Annotated in this window: 16 protein-coding genes and 1 other RNA gene; 8 read left to right on the forward strand and 9 right to left on the reverse strand. The window is 65.0% G+C overall.

Annotation, left to right across the window (positions count from 1 at the left end):
- Positions 1-213: 213 nt before the first annotated feature.
- The 3 genes from ABIA90_RS11745 to ABIA90_RS11755 all read left to right on the forward strand — a co-directional run bounded on the left by ABIA90_RS11745 (position 214) and on the right by ABIA90_RS11755 (position 5,461).
- Entirely contained in the window at positions 214-777 is a 564-nt protein-coding gene (locus ABIA90_RS11745) for a hemerythrin domain-containing protein (RefSeq protein WP_063981018.1), read from the forward strand.
- Positions 778-1,105: 328 nt separating this feature from the next.
- On the forward strand, positions 1,106-2,299 hold the full coding sequence (locus ABIA90_RS11750) for an efflux RND transporter periplasmic adaptor subunit (RefSeq protein ID WP_354120004.1): 1,194 nt from the start codon (positions 1,106-1,108) through the stop codon (positions 2,297-2,299).
- Between the two features lie 6 nt (positions 2,300-2,305).
- Positions 2,306-5,461, forward strand: a complete 3,156-nt coding sequence (locus ABIA90_RS11755; protein ID WP_354120005.1) for a multidrug efflux RND transporter permease subunit — start codon at positions 2,306-2,308, stop codon at positions 5,459-5,461.
- Positions 5,462-5,621: 160 nt separating this feature from the next.
- Here the strand turns inward: ABIA90_RS11755 and ABIA90_RS11760 are convergent, their stop codons facing one another.
- The 9 genes from ABIA90_RS11760 to ABIA90_RS11800 form a co-directional block, all read right to left on the reverse strand.
- Positions 5,622-6,407 carry an inositol monophosphatase family protein gene (locus ABIA90_RS11760; protein WP_166345114.1) on the reverse strand — a complete coding sequence of 262 codons (786 nt, stop codon included), beginning with the start codon at positions 6,405-6,407 and terminating at the stop codon, positions 5,622-5,624.
- Between the two features lie 84 nt (positions 6,408-6,491).
- Positions 6,492-7,574, reverse strand: a complete 1,083-nt coding sequence (locus ABIA90_RS11765) for a tetratricopeptide repeat protein (protein WP_354120006.1) — start codon at positions 7,572-7,574, stop codon at positions 6,492-6,494.
- An 8-nt stretch (positions 7,575-7,582) separates the two neighbouring features.
- The gene (locus ABIA90_RS11770) at positions 7,583-8,257 is read right to left on the reverse strand and encodes a thiamine phosphate synthase (protein WP_354120007.1); all 675 of its coding nucleotides are present in this window, start codon (positions 8,255-8,257) and stop codon (positions 7,583-7,585) included.
- Positions 8,258-8,260: 3 nt separating this feature from the next.
- On the reverse strand, positions 8,261-9,286 hold the full coding sequence (locus ABIA90_RS11775; protein WP_354120008.1) for a class I fructose-bisphosphate aldolase: 1,026 nt from the start codon (positions 9,284-9,286) through the stop codon (positions 8,261-8,263).
- Positions 9,287-9,528: 242 nt separating this feature from the next.
- Complete coding sequence (gene fba / locus ABIA90_RS11780; RefSeq protein ID WP_071916654.1) at positions 9,529-10,596, reverse strand: class II fructose-bisphosphate aldolase; 1,068 nt, start codon at positions 10,594-10,596, stop codon at positions 9,529-9,531.
- 52 nt (positions 10,597-10,648) lie between these two features.
- Positions 10,649-11,845 carry a phosphoglycerate kinase gene (locus ABIA90_RS11785; protein ID WP_354120009.1) on the reverse strand — a complete coding sequence of 399 codons (1,197 nt, stop codon included), beginning with the start codon at positions 11,843-11,845 and terminating at the stop codon, positions 10,649-10,651.
- Between the two features lie 138 nt (positions 11,846-11,983).
- The gene (gap, locus tag ABIA90_RS11790; protein WP_354120010.1) at positions 11,984-12,991 is read right to left on the reverse strand and encodes a type I glyceraldehyde-3-phosphate dehydrogenase; all 1,008 of its coding nucleotides are present in this window, start codon (positions 12,989-12,991) and stop codon (positions 11,984-11,986) included.
- A gap of 168 nt (positions 12,992-13,159) precedes the next feature.
- Complete coding sequence (gene tkt / locus ABIA90_RS11795) at positions 13,160-15,145, reverse strand: transketolase (RefSeq protein ID WP_354120011.1); 1,986 nt, start codon at positions 15,143-15,145, stop codon at positions 13,160-13,162.
- A gap of 182 nt (positions 15,146-15,327) precedes the next feature.
- Positions 15,328-15,510, reverse strand: a complete 183-nt coding sequence (locus ABIA90_RS11800; protein WP_354120244.1) for a hypothetical protein — start codon at positions 15,508-15,510, stop codon at positions 15,328-15,330.
- On the opposite strand from ABIA90_RS11800, the gene ABIA90_RS11805 reads away from it, so the two are divergent.
- From ABIA90_RS11805 to ABIA90_RS11825, 5 genes are all read left to right on the forward strand, one after another.
- Positions 15,431-15,751, forward strand: coding sequence for a DUF4164 domain-containing protein (locus ABIA90_RS11805; RefSeq protein WP_020608063.1), 321 nt, complete (start codon positions 15,431-15,433; stop codon positions 15,749-15,751). The genes ABIA90_RS11800 and ABIA90_RS11805 overlap by 80 nt on opposite strands.
- Positions 15,748-16,131 carry a cell division protein ZapA gene (locus ABIA90_RS11810; protein WP_028150902.1) on the forward strand — a complete coding sequence of 128 codons (384 nt, stop codon included), beginning with the start codon at positions 15,748-15,750 and terminating at the stop codon, positions 16,129-16,131. Before ABIA90_RS11805 ends, ABIA90_RS11810 begins: the two co-directional genes overlap by 4 nt.
- A gap of 59 nt (positions 16,132-16,190) precedes the next feature.
- Positions 16,191-16,351, forward strand: a non-coding RNA gene (gene ssrS / locus ABIA90_RS11815) — 6S RNA.
- A gap of 189 nt (positions 16,352-16,540) precedes the next feature.
- Positions 16,541-17,137, forward strand: coding sequence for a 5-formyltetrahydrofolate cyclo-ligase (locus tag ABIA90_RS11820; RefSeq protein WP_028150901.1), 597 nt, complete (start codon positions 16,541-16,543; stop codon positions 17,135-17,137).
- Positions 17,115-17,939: a TIGR00282 family metallophosphoesterase gene (locus ABIA90_RS11825; RefSeq protein ID WP_028150900.1), complete on the forward strand. Its 825-nt coding sequence runs from the start codon at positions 17,115-17,117 to the stop codon at positions 17,937-17,939. Before ABIA90_RS11820 ends, ABIA90_RS11825 begins: the two co-directional genes overlap by 23 nt.
- Positions 17,940-17,966: the final 27 nt, after the last annotated feature.

Consider the following 17,966-nt stretch of genomic DNA (forward strand, 5'->3'; position numbering starts at 1 on the left):
AGGTCCGGGTTGGGTCCAAAAGGCGGGTGAATGTGATGACGCTGCGCGGCGCCAACACATCTGAATGCCTCAGGAAAGCCATTGTGACCCACTGACCCCTGGTCAATGACATAACGTCTTTTCCCTTTCCGGCCCGGGTTTGATCTAGCGCAAAGCGCTGAGATGTTTTCACGCTAATGTAATTTTTTCTCAATGACTTCATTGGAGGCTGCAATGATCATTGAGCGCTTGTCCCGAGAACATCGCAATATCGAGACACTGCTCGCCGTCCTCGAGCGCGAGCTGGAAATTTTCGATCGCGGGGACCGCCCTGACTACGAAGTTATTCGCGCGGTTATCAGCTATTTCGAACTCTATCCCGAGATGTACCATCATCCTCTTGAGGAGCTGGTCTTCGCCAAGCTAAAACGTCGCGATCCCGCTGCGGCTGCAAAGATCGGTAACCTCACACTTGAGCACCAGAAGGGGACCGAGCGTTTGCGCCGCGTCGCTCAAGCGGTCGATTACGTCCTCGCGGATCGTGAAATCCTGCGGCAAAATGTGGACAAGGTCGTTCGCGATTTCATAGAGAGCGAGCGGCGTCACATCATGATGGAAGATCGTGATTTCTTTCCTGCCGCCCTCAAGGCTTTAGAGCCTCAGGATTGGACCGAGATCGCTTCTGCTTCAATCAATCATGAGGACCCGCTGTTTAGCGAGGCTGCCGAAGAAACCTTTGACACGCTACGAGCACGGATCTTGCAGTTAGAGCAGGAGGCTGAAGCCGGCCGACATTAGTCGAGCGAGCGTTGCTCTCGCGGGTGACGTCGGCTTCGGATCACGCGCAGTAACGCTTTGATCGTCTTTATGGGTACACACCCTCGTAACGTTTCGTTGCGATCTTCTGTCGCAGCTCGCGGTGATGGAACCCGACTCACAATCCAGTGAGCCCCGAAAAGCGCCCTGAATTCAACACGATAGGTCATGTGGCATTGAGCCGCCCGCGCAATGCGTTGCGTCGCAGCAAGTACGTTCTATTTTGACGGCATCAGCCGCATGGAATCGCCCAGAACGGGTTCGCGCGGAGCGTGATTTCAGTTTCAACAGCATCGGGGCACTTAACTTCATGTCAGGACTTCGCGCGCGATCGGCATGCGTTGCAATCATGCTCGCGGCCTTTACGCCGCTGCTCGCGGGCTGCGACGAATCCGTCTCTGCGGTGTCCGCTGCCCAGCCCGGCGACCCTGACGTCAGCATCGTCATCGTCAAGCCGCAGCCGCGCGCCGTGGTGCGCGAGCTGCCGGGCCGCATTGCGCCGACGCGCGTCTCCGACGTGCGGCCGCGCATCTCCGGCATCGTGGTCGAGCGCCTGTTCCGCCAGGGCAGCGAAGTGAAGGCCGGCGATGCGCTCTATCGCATCGATCCGCGTCCGTTCGAGGTCGAGGTGATGGCCACCGAGGCGGCCGTCGCCAAGGCCGAGGCCGGGCTGATGCAGGCCAGGCAGCAGGCGCACCGCATCGCCACCCTCACCAAGGATCGCGCCGCCCCGGAAGCCGAGAACGAGAAGGCGATCGCGGCCGAGCGTCAGGCCCATGCCGAGGTCGAAGGGCGCAAGGCGGAACTCGCACGCGCCAAACTCAATCTCGACTACGCCACCGTGCGCGCGCCGATCGACGGCGTCGTCGGTGCGGCGCTGGTCAGCGAGGGTGCGCTCGCTGTGCAGAACGAGACCAACCTCGCCAGCATCCAGCAGCTCGATCCGATCTATGCCGACTTCACCCAGTCGGTGACCGAGCTCAACCAGCTCCGCCGCGCCTTCGAGAGCGGCGACCTCGAGCGCATCGCGGCCGATGCCGCCAAGGTGCGCCTCGTGCTCGACGACAACACCCTTTATTCGCTCGACGGCAAGCTGCTGTTCTCCGACGCCAAGGTCGATGCCCATACCGGCCAGGTGACCTTGCGCGGCGAGTTCCGCAATCCCAAGCGCGAGCTGCTGCCGGGCATGTATGTCCGCGTCCGTATCGACCAGGGTCTCGACAGCGACGCGATCGCGGTGCCACAGCAGGCGATCCAGCGCAATGGCGGCGGCGGCAGCGAGGTGTTCGTCGTCAAGGACGACAACCACATCGCCGTGCAGCCGGTGCGCACGGGGTCGGTGCAGGACGGACTCTGGTTCGTGACCGAGGGCCTGAAGGCCGGCGATAAGGTCGTGGTCGAAGGCTTCCAGAAGTTCGCCGCCGGCGACAAGGTGAAGCCGCAATCCTGGTCGGAAGCGGACGCCACCGCGGACAATCGGCACGCCCAGAAGCTGACGCGGTAACGCGCCATGGCGAGTTTCTTCATCGACAGGCCGATCTTTGCCTGGGTGGTTGCGCTGTTCATCTGCTTGATCGGCGCGATCGCGGTCCCGCTGCTGCCGATCGCGCAATATCCGATCATCGCGCCGCCCTCGATCTCGATCTCGACCAGCTATCCCGGCGCCTCGCCCGAAAACCTCTACAACAGCGTCACCCGGCTGATCGAGGAGGAGCTCAACGGCGCCTCCGGCATCCTCAATTTCGAATCGACCAGCGACTCGCTCGGCCAGGTCGAGATCATCGCCAATTTCCAGCCGGGCACCGATACCAGCGCCGCCTCCGTCGAGGTGCAGAACCGCATCAAGCGCGTGGAAGCGCGGCTGCCTCGCGCGGTGATCCAGCAGGGCATCCTGATCGAGGAAGCCTCGAGCGCCGTGCTCCAGATCATCACGCTGAACTCGACCGACGGCAGCCTCGACGAAGTCGGCCTCGGCGACTTCATGATCCGCAACGTGCTCGGCGAGATCCGCCGCATCCCCGGCGTCGGCCGGGCCACGCTCTATTCGACCGAACGCAGCTTGCGCGTCTGGGTCGATCCGGCAAAGCTGGTCGGCTACGGGCTGACCGCGGACGACGTCAACAAGGCGATCGCCGCGCAGAACGCACAGGTCGCTTCGGGCAGCATCGGCGCCGAGCCGTCGACCTCGAGCCAGCGCACCTCCTCGCTGGTGCTGGTCAAGGGCCAGCTCTCGTCGCCGGACGAATTCGGTTCCATCATCCTGCGCGCCAATGCCGACGGTTCGACCGTGCGGTTGCGCGACGTCGCACGCATCGAGGTCGGCGGCCTCAGCTACCAGTTCAACACGCGCCTGAACGGCAAGCCGACCGCGGGCCTCTCCGTGCTGATGTCGCCGACCGGCAACGCGCTGGCGACCGCGGGCGCGGTCGAGGAGAAGATGAAGGAGCTGTCGCGCTTCTTCCCGGCCAACATCTCCTACGAGATCCCCTACAACATCACGCCCGTGGTCGAGGCCTCGATCAAGAAGGTGCTGACCACGCTGGTCGAAGCCGTAGTGCTGGTGTTCGTGGTGATGTTCCTGTTCCTGCAGAACATCCGCTACACCATCATCCCGACCATCGTGGTGCCCGTGGCGCTCTTGGGCGCGTGCACCACGCTGCTGCTCGCCGGCTATTCCATCAACATGCTCTCGATGTTCGGCATGGTGCTCGCGGTCGGCATCCTCGTCGACGACGCCATCGTCGTGGTCGAGAACGTCGAACGCATCATGTCCGAGGAAGGCCTGCCGCCGAAGGAAGCGACGCGGAAGGCGATGGCGCAGATATCGGGCGCCATCATCGGCATCACGCTGGTGCTGATGGCGGTGTTCGTGCCGATGGCGTTCTTCCCCGGCTCGGTCGGCATCATCTACCGCCAGTTCTCGGTGACCATGGTCGCCGCGATCGGCTTCTCCGCCTTCCTCGCGCTGTCGCTGACGCCGGCGCTGTGCGCGACGATTCTGAAGCCCGTCGCGGCCGGCCACGGCCATGCGAAGCGGGGCGTGTTCGGCTGGTTCAACCGCATGCTCGAAGGCGGCAAGGAGGGCTATTCCCGCACCGTCGGCTTCTCGCTGAAGCGGACCGGCCGCCTGATGCTGGTCTATGTCGCGCTGCTGGTTGGTCTCTCCTGGGCCTTCGTCAGCCTGCCCGGCGGCTTCCTGCCGATCGATGACCAGGGCTTCGTCACCACCGACGTGCAGACGCCGTCGGATTCGTCGTATCCCCGCACCGAGGCCGTCATCGAGAAGGTCGAGAAATATCTCGCCGAGCGGCCGGGTGTGAAGGATGTCACCTTCCTCACCGGCTTCAGCTTCTCCGGTCAGGGCATGAACACCGCGCAGGCCTTCATCACGCTGAAGGACTGGTCGGAGCGCGGGCCGAAGGACTCTGCCGCTGCGATCGTCAACGACATCAACCGCGATCTGTCGTCGTCGATCCGCGATGCAAAGATCTCTGCGCTCCAGCCGCCGCCGATCGACAATCTCGGCAACTCCTCGGGCTTCTCGTTCCGCCTCCAGGACCGCGGCCAGAAAGGCTACCCGGCATTGATGCGCGCCGCCGACCAGCTGATCGCGGAGGCCAATGCCAGCCCGGTGCTGCAGAAGGTCTATATCGAGGGCCTGCCCGAGGCCGGCGTGGTCAATCTCGTGATCGACCGCGAGAAGGCGGGCGCCTTCGGCGTCACCTTCGAGGACATCAACAACACGATCTCGACCAATCTCGGCTCGAACTACATCAACGACTTTCCGAACCGCGGCCGCATGCAGCGCGTCGTGGTGCAGGCGGATGCGCGCGACCGCATGCGGACCGAGGACATCCTCAACTACAACGTCAAGAACAGCCGTGGCCAGCTCGTGCCGTTCTCCTCCTTCGCCACCGTCGAATGGGCGCGCGGCCCGACGCAGATCGCGGGCTTCAATTATTATCCCGCTGTGCGCATCTCCGGCGAGGCGAAACCCGGCTTCACCTCGGGCGACGCGATCGCCGAGATGGAGCGGCTTGCCGGCAAATTGCCGCGCGGCTTCGGCTATGAATGGACCGGACAGTCGCTCCAGGAAAAACTGTCGGGTTCGCAGGCGCCGTTCCTGCTGGCGCTGTCGGTGTTCGTGGTGTTCCTGTGTCTTGCCGCGCTCTACGAGAGCTGGACCATTCCGCTCGCGGTGTTGCTCACGGTGCCGCTCGGCATCGTCGGCGCGGTGGCCGCGGCGATGCTGCGCGGCCTGCCCAACGACGTCTATTTCACCGTCGGCCTGATCACCATCATCGGCCTCGCGGCAAAGGACGCGATCCTGATCATCGAGTTCGCCAAGGACCTGCGCAAGGCAGGCAAGCCACTGGTGGAAGCCACCATCGAAGCCTGCCGCCTGCGCTTCCGCCCGATCCTGATGACCGGCCTTGCCTTCATCTGCGGCGTGCTGCCGATGGCGATCGCGCATGGCGCCGGCGGCGCCAGCCAGCAGGCGCTCGGCAGCATCGTGATGGGCGGCATGATCGCGGTGGTGATTTTGGCGCTGCTGATGGTGCCGGTGTTCTTCGTCTCGGTGCAGCGCGTGCTCGCGGGGGATCGGGAGCCGGCTGCGGCGAAGGACGGCGAGGCGTATGGGCCGCCCGCGCCGGTCAAGCCATAAGGCGAGCTGTCATGCCCCGCGCAGGCGGGGCATCCAGTACGCCGCGGCCCTTCCGTATCCAACAAACGTCTCTGGAATACAGGATCACCCGCTCCAGTGCGCTAGTGCGCACAAGGCGGGTGATGACGGCGGAGTGTGAAGCGTAGGGTTCGCCCTAAGCCTACTTCCGCAAAATCTTCACCAGCTCCCCGTGCACGAACTCGTTGCCGCACACGACGTGGCCGGTCACCAGCGCGTCGCCCGGCGTTGCGATGTCGCTCACCGTGCCGCCTGCCTCGCGCACCATGATCATGCCGGCGGCGATGTCCCAGGATTGCAGGTTGCGCTCCCAGTAGCCGTCGAGGCGGCCGGCGGCGACGAAGGCGAGGTCGAGCGAGGCGGCGCCGAAACGGCGCAGGCCGGCGACGCGGTCCTGGATCGCGGTCATCTCGCGGCGGAATTCCTCGTGGTCGCCGCGGCCGATATGGGGCAGGCCGCAGGCCACCACGCATTCGTTGAGCTGGCGGCGGCCGGCGACGCGCAGGCGCTGGTCGTTGAGGAAGGCGCCCTTGCCGCGCTCGGCGATGTAGAGCTCGTCATTGGCAGGATTGTAGATCACGCCAGCGATGATCGTGCCCTCGCGGGCGAGACCGATCGAGATGGCGAATTGCGGGATGCCGTGCAGGAAGTTGGTGGTGCCGTCGAGCGGATCGACGATCCAGGTGTGGCTCTTGTCGCTGCCTTCGCGGGTGCCGCCTTCCTCGCCGATGAAGCCGTAGCCGGGGCGGGCCTTGGCGAGGTCCTGGTAGAGGATCTCCTCGGCGCGCTTGTCGGCCAGCGAGACGAAATTGGCCGGCCCCTTCAGCGAGACCTGGAGATGCTCGATCTCGCCGAGATCGCGCTTGAGGCTGCGGCCGGCGCGGCGCGCGGCCTTGACCATGACGTTGATAGTGGCGGAATACAGCATGTGCTCTGGTCTTGATCGGGGGAAATGGCGCGAAATCGCGCCTGTTTGAAGGATGGGGTGCCCTGCGAGGGCCTTTGCGTCAAGTCATTTGGTCCCGAGCCATTTTCTGGCGGCGGCCTCGGCCTTGCCCCGGTCCTCGGCCGGCAGGTCGGACAATTGCTTGTCGAGCTCCGGATCGCCCTTGCCGGAGGTTTTCGCCACCAGGTGCCATTTAAAGCCCTCGACCTTGTCCACGGACGTGCCCATGCCGTTGATCAGCACCCAGGCCAGGCGGTTCTGCGCGATCGCGCTGCCCTGGCGGGAGGCCTTGCGGAGCAACGCGACGGCGGCCGGCTGGTTCTTCACCGTGCCGGTGCCGTTGAACATGGCGATGGCATATTCGACCTCGGCATCGACATTGTCCGCCAGTGAAGCCGCCTGGAGCAGCCGCACCGCGCGTTCCGGGTCCTTCGGCACGCCGGTGCCTTCCTTGTAGAAGGTCGCCAGCGCGTATTGCGCCTCGGGCAGGCCGGCGTCGGCGGCCTGACGCAGCAGCTCGGCGGACCGCTTGACGTCCTGCGGCAGGGTCTGGCCGTCGAGGTAAAGCAGCGCGAGGTTATAGGCCGCCTTGGGCTCGCCGAGCTTGGCGGCGGACGCCATCAGCTTCACCGCCTCGCCTTTGTCGACCGAGCCGCCGCGGCCGGAAATTCGCAGCATGGCGAGCGCGAACATCGCCTCGCGGTCGCCGGCATCGGAGGCGCGCTTGTACCATTCCAGCGCCTTGGCGTAGTCGCGGCGGATGCCCATGGCGTTGGAATAGAGCTCGCCGAGCATGGTCATCGCCTTGGGATCGCCCGCTTCTGCGCGGGCAGTGGCAAGATCGAACGCCGTCTTGTACTGGCCGCGCTGATAGGCGCCGAACACCAGATCGACATTGGGATTGTCGGTTGCCGGTGCGGGGATCACGGTTGCGGGCAGCGCCGGCTTGGGCGAGGCGGCCGGCTTGGGCGAGGCCGAAGGTTTTGGCGCCGGCGCGGCCTCCTTCTTCTTGGCGGCCGGAGGCGGCTTGGGCTTCTGTTTCTCAGGCACAGCGCTCGGCGTGGCCACCGGCGGCGTGATCTGGAGCTGCGCGGCCGCGGGCGCCGTCAGCAGCAGCGTGGCCAGGATGGTGATGCGCGGGAGCTTCATGTCGGGCGCTAGCCGTGCTCCTGACCCGCAAGCGCAGCCGCATGGGCCTTCTTGATCTCAGCGTCGACCTCGATCAGCGCGGCCTTGGGACCGCGCGGATCGGACCAGACGAAATCGCCGACCAGCACGAAATCGGCGCCGCTGGCGGCGAAGTCGTGCGCCTCTTCGAGCGAGATGGCAAAGCCGACGCAGGGCGGCTCGAACAGCTCGGCCCACCAATCCAGCCGCTCGGCGATCGCCTGGGACGACGGGCGTTGGCCCTTTGCATCAGGTTCGCCGAACAGCACGTAGTCCGCGCCGATCTCGCCCGCATCCATGGCATGGTGCCGCGTCGTCAGCCCGCCGACGCCGGCGATGCGATCGGGCTTGAGCGATGGCAGCGCCTCTTTCAGCGCCGCGATGCCGGGTAGGTGCGCGCCGTCGGCGCCGCCACGTGCGACCAGTTCGGCATGACCTTCAACGAGCAGCGCGGCGCCCGCCTTCTGGACCGGTGGGGCCAGCGCCTTGATGCGCGTGATCATGGTGCGCTGGTCGGTCTCCTTCAGCCGCAGCAGCACGGCCGCGACGTCGGCGGCAGCGAGCAGGCCCGGCAGCTCGGCGACGAGCGCAGCGGGATCATCGACGGCAGGCGTCGCGAGATAGAGACGCGGCGCCGGGCGCGGCGGAGGCGATTTGTTCGACAAGATCTAGGCTGCTTTCTTTTCCAGGCTGCTTTGCCATTCGCCCTTGGACGCCAGACCATTCATCCGGGCGCGATGGCTGAATGCACTTTGGCCGGCTGCGACATTCTCGGCCTTGCCGGACCAGGCCTTCTGCGGCGCGGCCTGCAGCGCGCGGCCGTAGGAGAAGGTCAGGCCCCAGGGCAGCGGACCGAGCTTGTGCATGGCATTGAGATGCGCAGTCGCCTCTTCGTCCGACTGGCCGCCGGAGAGGAAGGCGATGCCGGGCACGGCCGCGGGCACGCAGGCCTTCAGCAGCCGAATCGTCTTCTCCGCGACTTCCTCGACGGGAGCCTGCTTCGCGCATTTCTTGCCAGAGATCGCCATGTTCGGCTTCAGCACCATGCCTTCGAGCGCGACGCGCTGCACGCGCAATTCCTGGAAGGTCTTGTTGAGCACGCGGGTCGTCACTTCATAGCAGCGGTCGATGTCGTGATCGCCGTCCATCAGCACCTCAGGCTCGACGATCGGCACGATCTGCGCGGCCTGGCACAGCGCTGCGTAGCGGGCCAGCGCATGGGCGTTGACGCCGATCGCGGTCATGGAGGGAATGCTGCTGCCGATATCGATCACCGCGCGCCATTTGGCGAAGCGGGCGCCGCGCTCGTAATATTTCTTCAGGCGCTCGGCGAGCTTGTCGAGCCCGACGGTGACGAGCTCGCCCGGGCACATCGGCAAGGCTTGCGTGCCCTCGTCGACCTTGATGCCGGGGATGGCGCCGCTCTGTTCGATCAGCTTGACCAGGGGCGTGCCGTCCTTCGCATCCTGCCAGATCGTCTCGTCATAGAGGATCACGCCGGAGATGCACTGGCTCATGGCCTCCCTGGAGCGGAACAGCATCTCGCGATAGTCGCGGCGGTTGCCTTCCGTCGATTCCACCCCGATCGCGTCAAAGCGCTTCTTGATGGTGCCGGAGGATTCGTCGGCGGCAAGGATGCCCTTGCCGGGCGCGACCATGGCGGTCGCGATCCTGTTGAGCTCAGTCAGATTCATCGAGAGGTCCTCCCAAAACGATTCTGCCCTTGCCTGTGAAAATAGACCGTTCTCGGGCAATTGCCGAGTTAACGTTCGTCGCAGGGTAAAGGGGGGCCCTCTGTCATTCCGGGATGCGCCGAAAGGCGCAGGCCCGGAATCCATAACCCCAAGCTGTGGTTATGGATTCTCAGATGCGCAATTGCGCATCATAGCCCACGCTTCGCGTGTCCCGGAATGACGGGAGGATGTGGCTGAAGGCCTTACGCCACCTTCGGATCCAGCTCGCCCTTGGCGTAGCGCTTGGCCATCTCGGCGGGGGTCAGGACCTTCTTGAACTTGGAGGCCTGGCCTGCGGTATTGAACTCCTGGAGCCGCTGCTTGCACAGCTTGGTCATCGCTTCCATGGCGGGCTTCAGGTACTTGCGCGGGTCGAACTCTTCCGGGTGCTCCTTGAACACCTTGCGGATCTGGCCGGTCATGGCCATGCGGTTGTCGGTGTCGATGTTGATCTTGCGCACGCCGTTCTTGATGCCGCGCTGGATCTCGGCGACCGGAACGCCCCAGGTCGGCTTCATCTTGCCGCCGAACTCGTTGATGATGTCCTGGAGGTCCTGCGGCACCGACGAGGAGCCGTGCATCACGAGATGCGTGTTCGGCAGCTTGCGGTGGATCTCCTCGATCACCTTCATGGCCAGGATGTCGCCGTCGGGCTTGCGGGTGAATTTGTAGGCGCCATGCGAGGTGCCCATCGCGATCGCGAGCGCGTCCACCTTGGTCTCCTGGACGAACTTCACGGCCTCGTCCGGATTGGTCAGGAGCTGGTCGTGGCTCAGCTTGCCTTCGGCGCCGTGGCCGTCTTCCTTGTCACCCATGCCTGTCTCGAGCGAGCCGAGCACGCCGAGCTCACCCTCGACCGAGATGCCGCCGAGATGGGCCATGTCGGTCACGGTCTTGGTGACACCGACATTGTAGGTCCAGTCGGCCGGGCTCTTGCCGTCGGCCTTGAGCGAGCCGTCCATCATGACGGAGGTGAAGCCGGCCTGGATCGCGGTCATGCAGGTCGCAGCCTCGTTGCCGTGGTCGAGATGCACGCAAACCGGGATGTGCGGATAGATTTCGGTGACCGCGTCCATCATGTGCTTGAGCATGATGTCGTTGGCGTAGGAGCGCGCGCCGCGCGAGGCCTGGATGATGACGGGCGCGTCGACCGTGTTGGCCGCGTCCATGATCGCCAGCGCCTGCTCCATGTTGTTGATGTTGAAGGCCGGTACGCCGTAATCGTTCTCCGCTGCATGGTCGAGCAATTGACGTAACGTGATCCGAGCCATCTGTCTTTTTCTCCGGTTTGGGCCTGCAAGGCCGACTTAAAAGGCCGACTGATTACTTGGTGCGCAGAACTTCGACGCCGGGAAGGGGCTTGCCTTCCATCCATTCAAGAAATGCGCCACCGGCGGTCGAGACATAGGTGAACTGACCGGCCACATGGGCCTGGTTGAGGGCCGCGACCGTGTCGCCGCCGCCCGCGATCGAGATCAGCTTCTTGGCCTTGGTGCGCTCGGCGGCATGCTTGGCGGCCGACACGGTTCCGCGGTCGAACGGCTGCATCTCGAAGGCGCCGAGCGGTCCGTTCCAGACCAGCGTGGCGGCGTCGTCGATGGCGGCGTGGACACGCGCGATCGATTGCGGGCCGACGTCGAGGATCATGCCGTCGGCCGGGATCGCATCGAGCCCGTAGGCATGCGAGGGCGCGTTCGCCGCGAAATGATAGGCGACGGTGGCGTCGACCGGCAGGATGATCGCGCAATTGGCGGCTTCCGCCTTCTCCATGATGCGGATCGCCGTCGCGGCGAGATCCTTCTCGGCTAGCGACTTGCCGATCCCAACGCCCTGGGCGTGCAGGAAGGTGTTGGCCATGCCGCCGCCGATCACGAGCGCGTCTACCTTGGTGACGAGGTTTTCGAGCAGGTCGATCTTGGTCGAGACCTTGGCGCCGCCGATGATCGCGATGACGGGCTTGGTCGGCGAGCCCAGCGCCTTCTCTAGCGCGACGAGCTCGGCCTGCATGGTGCGGCCGGCATAGGCCGGCAGCTTGTGGCCGAGGCCTTCGGTCGTGGCATGGGCGCGGTGCGCGGCCGAGAAGGCATCATTGACCCAGATGTCGCCGAGTTTCGCCAACTCCGCGACGAAGGCGGGATCGTTCTTTTCCTCTTCCTTGTGGAAGCGGGTATTTTCCAGGCACAGGATGTCGCCATCCTTCAGCGCCGCCACGGCCGTGGCCGCGGGCTCGCCGACGCAGTCGTCCGCGAAGGCGACGGGCCTGTTCACGACCTTCGACAGCGCTTCAGCAACCGGCTTGAGCGACTCCTTGAGGTCGCGTCCCTTCGGCCGGCCGAAATGCGCGAGCAGGATGACCTTGCCGCCCTTGTCCGAGATTTCGGTGATGGTCGGCGCAACGCGCTCGAGCCGGGTCGCGTCGCTGACGCGCCCGTTGTCCATGGGCACGTTGAGATCGACGCGCAGCAGCACGCGCTTGCCCTTCACATCGACGTCGTCGAGGGTGCGGAATTTGTCGGTCATCGGACACTCTCTCGTCCCGGGCGCATAGCGGCGCGGAGTGCCGCCGTGCAGAACCGGGACCTACGCTGGAGGGACATGGGTCCCGGATCTGCGACGCAGCGTTTCACGCTGCATCGCGTCCGGGACACGAGAGCGGAGTTAGATCACCTTCGCGAACGCGACGGCGGTGTCCGCCATGCGGTTCGAGAAGCCCCACTCGTTGTCGTACCAGGACATCACACGCACCAGCGTGCCGTTCTGCACCTTGGTCTGGTCCTCGTGGAAGGTCGAGGAGTGCGGATCGTGGTTGAAGTCGATCGAGACGTTCGGCTGATTGGTATAGCCGAGAATGCCCTTGAGCTGCTGCTCGGAGGCCCGCTTCATCGCCGCGTTGATTTCCTTGGCGTCGGTGGCGCGCTTGGCGACGATCTTGAGGTCGATGACCGAGACGTTCGGGGACGGCACGCGGATCGAGACGCCGTCGAGCTTGCCCTTCAGCTCGGGCAGCACGAGGCCGATCGCTTTGGCGGCGCCGGTCGAGGTCGGGATCATCGACATCGCCGCCGCACGGCCGCGATAGAGGTCCTTGTGCATGGTGTCGAGCGTCGGCTGGTCGCCGGTGTAGGCGTGGATCGTGGTCATGAAGCCGGTCTCGATGCCGACCAGGTCGTTCAGCACCTTGGCGACCGGCGCGAGGCAGTTGGTGGTGCAGGAGCCGTTGGAGACGACCAGGTGATCCTTGGTCAGCGTGTCGTGGTTGACGCCGTAGACGATGGTGGCGTCGGCGCCGTCGGCGGGCGCGGAAACGAGAACGCGCTTGGCGCCGGCGGTGAGATGCGCGGACGCCTTGTCCTTCGCGGTGAAGATGCCGGTGCATTCCATCGCGATGTCAACGCCGAGATCCTTCCAGGGCAGCTTCGAGGGATCGCGCTCGGCGGTCACCTTGATCTTGCCGCCGCCGAGGTTGATGGAGTCGCCATCGACGGTCACGGTGCCGGGGAAGCGGCCATGGACGCTGTCGAAGCGAAGGAGGTGCGCGTTGGTCTCGACCGGGCCGAGGTCGTTGATGCCGACGACCTCGATGTCCTTGCGGCCGGACTCGGCAATAGCCCGCAGGATGTTGCGGCCGATGCGGCCAAAACCGTTAATTCCGACGCGGACTGCCATGTTTCATCTCCTTATGACCGTTCAATGACGTGTTCGATAACCCCAATCATCCCGCACAACGCGCTTAGCGCGCCTGCGAGGGTTTTTTAGGGCGGACGCCCGGTTCGGCCGGGCGATGCTTGATCATATGAGAGACTACGTAGTCCTTTTTTTTGGCAAGCTCAACTCTCAGCTAACGCGCTTCAGCACAGCGTTAACCGCAGCCTCGGCGGTAATGCCGAAATGCTTGTAAAGATCCTTCGCCGGCGCGCTCGCGCCGAACGAATGCATGCCGATAAAATCGCCATCCTGGCCGATCACGGCATCCCAGCCCCAGCGCACTGCGGCCTCGATCGCGACCTTCACCGGCGCGTTGCCGATGATCTCGGCACGCTTGGCTTCTGGTTGCGCTAACAAAAGCTCGAGCGAGGGCACCGAGACCACCCGTGACGCGATGCCGCGCTCGGCGAGCTGCTTCTGGGCGGCGACCGCGATCTCGACCTCGGAGCCGGAAGCGAACAGCGTTGCCTTGGCTTCGCCCTGGGCGGCGACCAGCTCGTAGGCGCCGGCCGCGCAGGGAATGTCGTTCGGCGCATTGGTGCGGAGCTGCGGCAGGTTCTGCCGCGTCAGCGCCAGCACGGTCGGGCCGTCGATACGATTGAGCGCAAGCTCCCAGCACTCGGCGACCTCGATGGAGTCGGCGGGGCGGAACACGCGCATGTTCGGAATGGCGCGAAGTGCGGCGAGATGCTCGACCGGCTGGTGGGTCGGGCCGTCTTCGCCGAGGCCGATGGAGTCGTGCGTCATCACGTAGACGACGCCGGCGCCCATCAACGCGGCAAGGCGCATCGCGGGACGCGCATAGTCGGTGAACACCAGGAAGGTCGCGCCGTTCGGCGCGAAGCCGCCGTGCAGGAAGATGCCGTTCATGGCGGCGCACATGCCGTGCTCGCGGATGCCGTAATGGATGAAGCGGCCCTTCGGCGTCTTGGCGGAGAAGGCGGTCGCCGACTTCGCCTTGTTGTTGTTGGAGCCGGTGAGGTCGGCCGAGCCGGCAAGAAATTCCATCGGCATCGCGCCGGCAATGACTTCGATTACCGCTTCCGAGGATTTGCGGGTCGCCGCAGTCATCGGCTTTTCCAGCAGCTCCTTCTTGTACGCGCGCACGGCCTTCGCGAGCGAGGCCGGACGCTCGTGGCGCAGACGGCGCTCGAACTCCGCGCGCTTGCGGCTGCCGAGCTCGCCGAGCCGTCCCTCCCATTCCTGTCGTGCCGCAGCACCACGGCTGCCGGCTGCGCGCCAGGCCTTCAGCACGTCATCCGGCACCGAGAACGGCTCGAGCGAGATGCCGAGATTTTCCTTGGCGGCCTTGAGCTCGTCGGCGCCGAGCGCCTCGCCATGCGCCTTCGCGGTGCCGGCCTTGTGCGGCGCGCCGAAGCCGATGGTGGTGCGGCAGGCGATCAGCGTCGGCTTGTTGGATTTTTGCGCGCGGGTGATCGCTGCGGCGATAGCGGCCTGGTCATGGCCGTCGATCTTTTCGGCGGCCCAGCCCGCGGACTTGAAGCGCTTCACCTGGTCGACGGAATCGGAGATCGAGGTCGGCCCGTCGATCGAGATGCCGTTGTCGTCGTAGAGCACGATCAGCTTGTTGAGCTTCCAGTGCCCGGCCATCGCGATCGCTTCCTGCGACACGCCTTCCATCAGGTCGCCGTCGGAGGCGAGCACATAAGTGTGGTGGTCGACGATCTTCTTGCTGAATTCGGCGGCCAGCATCTTCTCGGCGAGCGCCATGCCGACCGCGGTCGAGATGCCCTGGCCCAGCGGACCGGTGGTGGTCTCGATGCCCTTGGTGTGGAAGTTCTCGGGATGGCCCGGGGTCAAGCCGCCGAGCTGGCGGAACTGCTTGAGCTGATCCAGCGTCATGCCGGCATTGCCGGTCAGATACAGCAGCGAATAGAGCAGCATCGAGCCGTGGCCGGCCGAGAGCACGAAGCGGTCGCGGTCGGGCCAGTCGGTGACTGCGGCGTCGAATTTCAGGAATTGCGTGAACAGCACGGTGGCGACGTCCGCGGCGCCCATCGGCAGGCCGGGATGGCCCGATTTCGCCTTCTCGACAGCGTCCATCGAGAGGCCACGGATCGCGTTGGCCATGCGGTTGTGGTCGACTTGCGTCATGTCTGAAATCCGTCTGAAATGAGGCGCTTGGCAGTGGTGCGGGCCGCGTGGGGGGAGCCTGGCGGCCACGGAAGGTTGGGCTGGGATAGCACCTCGGTTCCGGGAGTCCAAGGCAATCAAACGTCGGTTTGGCCGTAAAAGTTGCTTAGCAGTGCATAGTTTCGCGGCGACGTTGCGCTCCGCTAGCTTGCCACGTAAATTTCTGCTTCTAACCGCTTGCCGAACCGAGTCTTTTGCCGGACGGCAAGCCCCACGGGCAAGGCCACAGGTTCCGCCGCTGACTGCATGAACGATCGCGTTTCAAACAGCTCTGCCATGACGGAGTCCTCGGCCGTCGAGATCGAGATCGCGACCCGCAGACTCATGGCGGCGCTCGACGCGCTCGAAAGCGCGGTGGAGCGGCGGCGCGATGCCGATCGCGACGAGAACGAGCTCGCGGCGCGAATCCAGGCACTGGGCGCGGATCGCTCGCGGCTTGCCGATGAGCTCGACGGCGCGCTGGTGAAGGCGCGCAAGCTTGAGCGCACCAATCGCGAAATCTCCGATCGGCTGGATTCCGCCATCGTCACGATACGCTCGGTGCTCGATACCGGAGAGGACGGATGAGCCACATCAACGTCACCATCAACGGCCGGCAATACCGCATGGCCTGCGAGGAGGGCCAGGAGGTGCGGCTGCTCAAGCTCGCCGAAAGCCTGGAGACGCGGATTCAGTCGCTGCGCGGAAAATTCGGCGAGATCGGTGATGCCAGGCTCACCGTGATGGCGGCGCTGACCGTCTGCGACGAGTTGGTCGACGTTGGCAACCGCGTCCGCACCATGGAGCAGGAGCTGACTGAGCTCCGGGATTTCCGCAACGCCGCCGTCGAGCGCGCCCGGATGACCCAGACCGCCGTGGTGAATGCGCTCAACGCCGCCGCCGAGCGCATCGAGAAGTCGACCCAGGTCCTGAACCGGACGGTGGGCAACGGGATCGCGATCGGCTGATTTTGGGCGGACCGCCCGTTGGGCTGGCGGTTCGTCAGTATCGTTGTTACATTGCGCGGGCGAGGCTGCGACGTGCGTCAGGAGCCATATATCCCCGGGGCCTTATCGATCCTTTAGGGAACTGTCCCTGGCCGGGCCCGTGGGCTCGGACATATGGTGCCCACCTACTTTCGTAGGGAACTCCGGGATCGAGTGCTTCAACGGCGTTCGCGGCTTCGCACTTTTTTGCTTGGTTTGTGCTTGTCGAAACGACTGCGGCCAGCTCGGTAGATGTCATGCTCCGGCTTGCCCGGCGCATTCAGTACGCCGCGGCCTTTGTGTGAATCACCACCGCCTCTGAAATACTGGATCACCCGCCCCAGTGCGCAAGGGCGCACAAGGTGGGTGATGACGTGGGGGACCAAAGCGCATGTCCAATTCGAAAGCCGAACTCCGTGCCAAAGCCCTCGCGGCGCGCGATGCGCTGAGCGAGAAGAAGCGCATCGCCGCCGCCGCAAAGCTCGCCAAGCGCGGGCTGCCGTTCCCGCTGCTGCCCGGCAGCATCGTCTCCGGCTATTCCCCGATCCGCAGCGAGATCGATCCGCTGCCGCTGATGAAGGCACTCGCCGAGGCGGGCGCAAGGCTCGCGCTGCCCTGCGTCACCGCCCGCGGCCAGTCGCTGATCTTCCGCATCTTCCATCCGAACGACCGCCTGATGCTCGGCCCGCTCGGCATTCCCGAGCCGTCGCCGGCCGCGGCCGAAGTCATCCCCGACATCATGCTGACGCCGCTCGCGGCCTTCGACCGTCTCGGCCATCGCATCGGCTATGGCGCGGGGCACTACGACCACACCTTCGCGCATCTGCGCAAGACCAAGCAGATCGTCGGCATCGGGCTTGCTTTTGCAGCCCAGGAGATCAAGGCGGTTCCGGCACTATCGCACGACGTCGCGCTGGATTATGTGCTAACGGAATCGGACGTGTTCGATTTCCGGAGTTCTGAAGTTGCGCATTCTCTTCGTGGGTGATGTCGTCGGCCGTAGCGGCCGCAACGCCATCGCCGAATATCTGCCCGGCATGGTCAAGGACTGGTCGCTCGATTTCGTCGTCGTCAACGGTGAGAATTCCGCCGGCGGCTTCGGCATCACGGAAGCGATCTATCAGGAGTTTCTCGATGCCGGGGCCGACGCGGTGACGCTCGGCAATCACTCCTGGGACCAGCGTGAAGCCCTGGTGTTCATCGAGCGCGCCGAACGCCTGGTGCGGCCGACGAACTACCCGCGCGGCACGCCCGGCCGCGGCGCCGCGCTGGTGGAGACCAAGAACGGCAAGCATGCGCTCGTCGTCAATGCGCTCGGCCGCGTCTTCATGACCCCGTTCGACGATCCCTTTGCCGCGCTCGAGCGCGAGCTTGGTGCCTGCCCGCTCGGCGTTGCCGCCGACGCCATCGTCGTTGACTTCCATTGCGAGGCGACCAGCGAGAAGCAGGGCATCGGCTTCTTCTGTGACGGCCGCGCCAGCCTCGTCGTCGGCACCCACACCCATGTGCCGACCGCCGACCACCAGATCCTGTCGGGCGGCACGGCCTACATGACCGACGCCGGCATGACCGGCGATTACGATTCCATCATCGGCATGCAGAAGGAAGAACCGCTGCGGCGCTTCACGTCGGGGATTCCATCCGGCCGGTTCGAGCCGGCGGCTGGTGTTGCAACGCTCAGCGGCGTTGCGGTCGAGACGGATGATGCCACGGGCCTTGCGCTAAAGATTGCGCCGGTGCGCGTCGGCGGCCGGCTGGAGCCGGCGACGCCGAAATTCTGGTTGAGCTGAAGTACGCCGCCACACCCTCGGTGTCGT

It is taken from the genome of Bradyrhizobium sp. LA6.8 (genome assembly GCF_040547935.1).
GTDB classification, from domain to species: Bacteria; Pseudomonadota; Alphaproteobacteria; order Rhizobiales; family Xanthobacteraceae; genus Bradyrhizobium; species Bradyrhizobium barranii.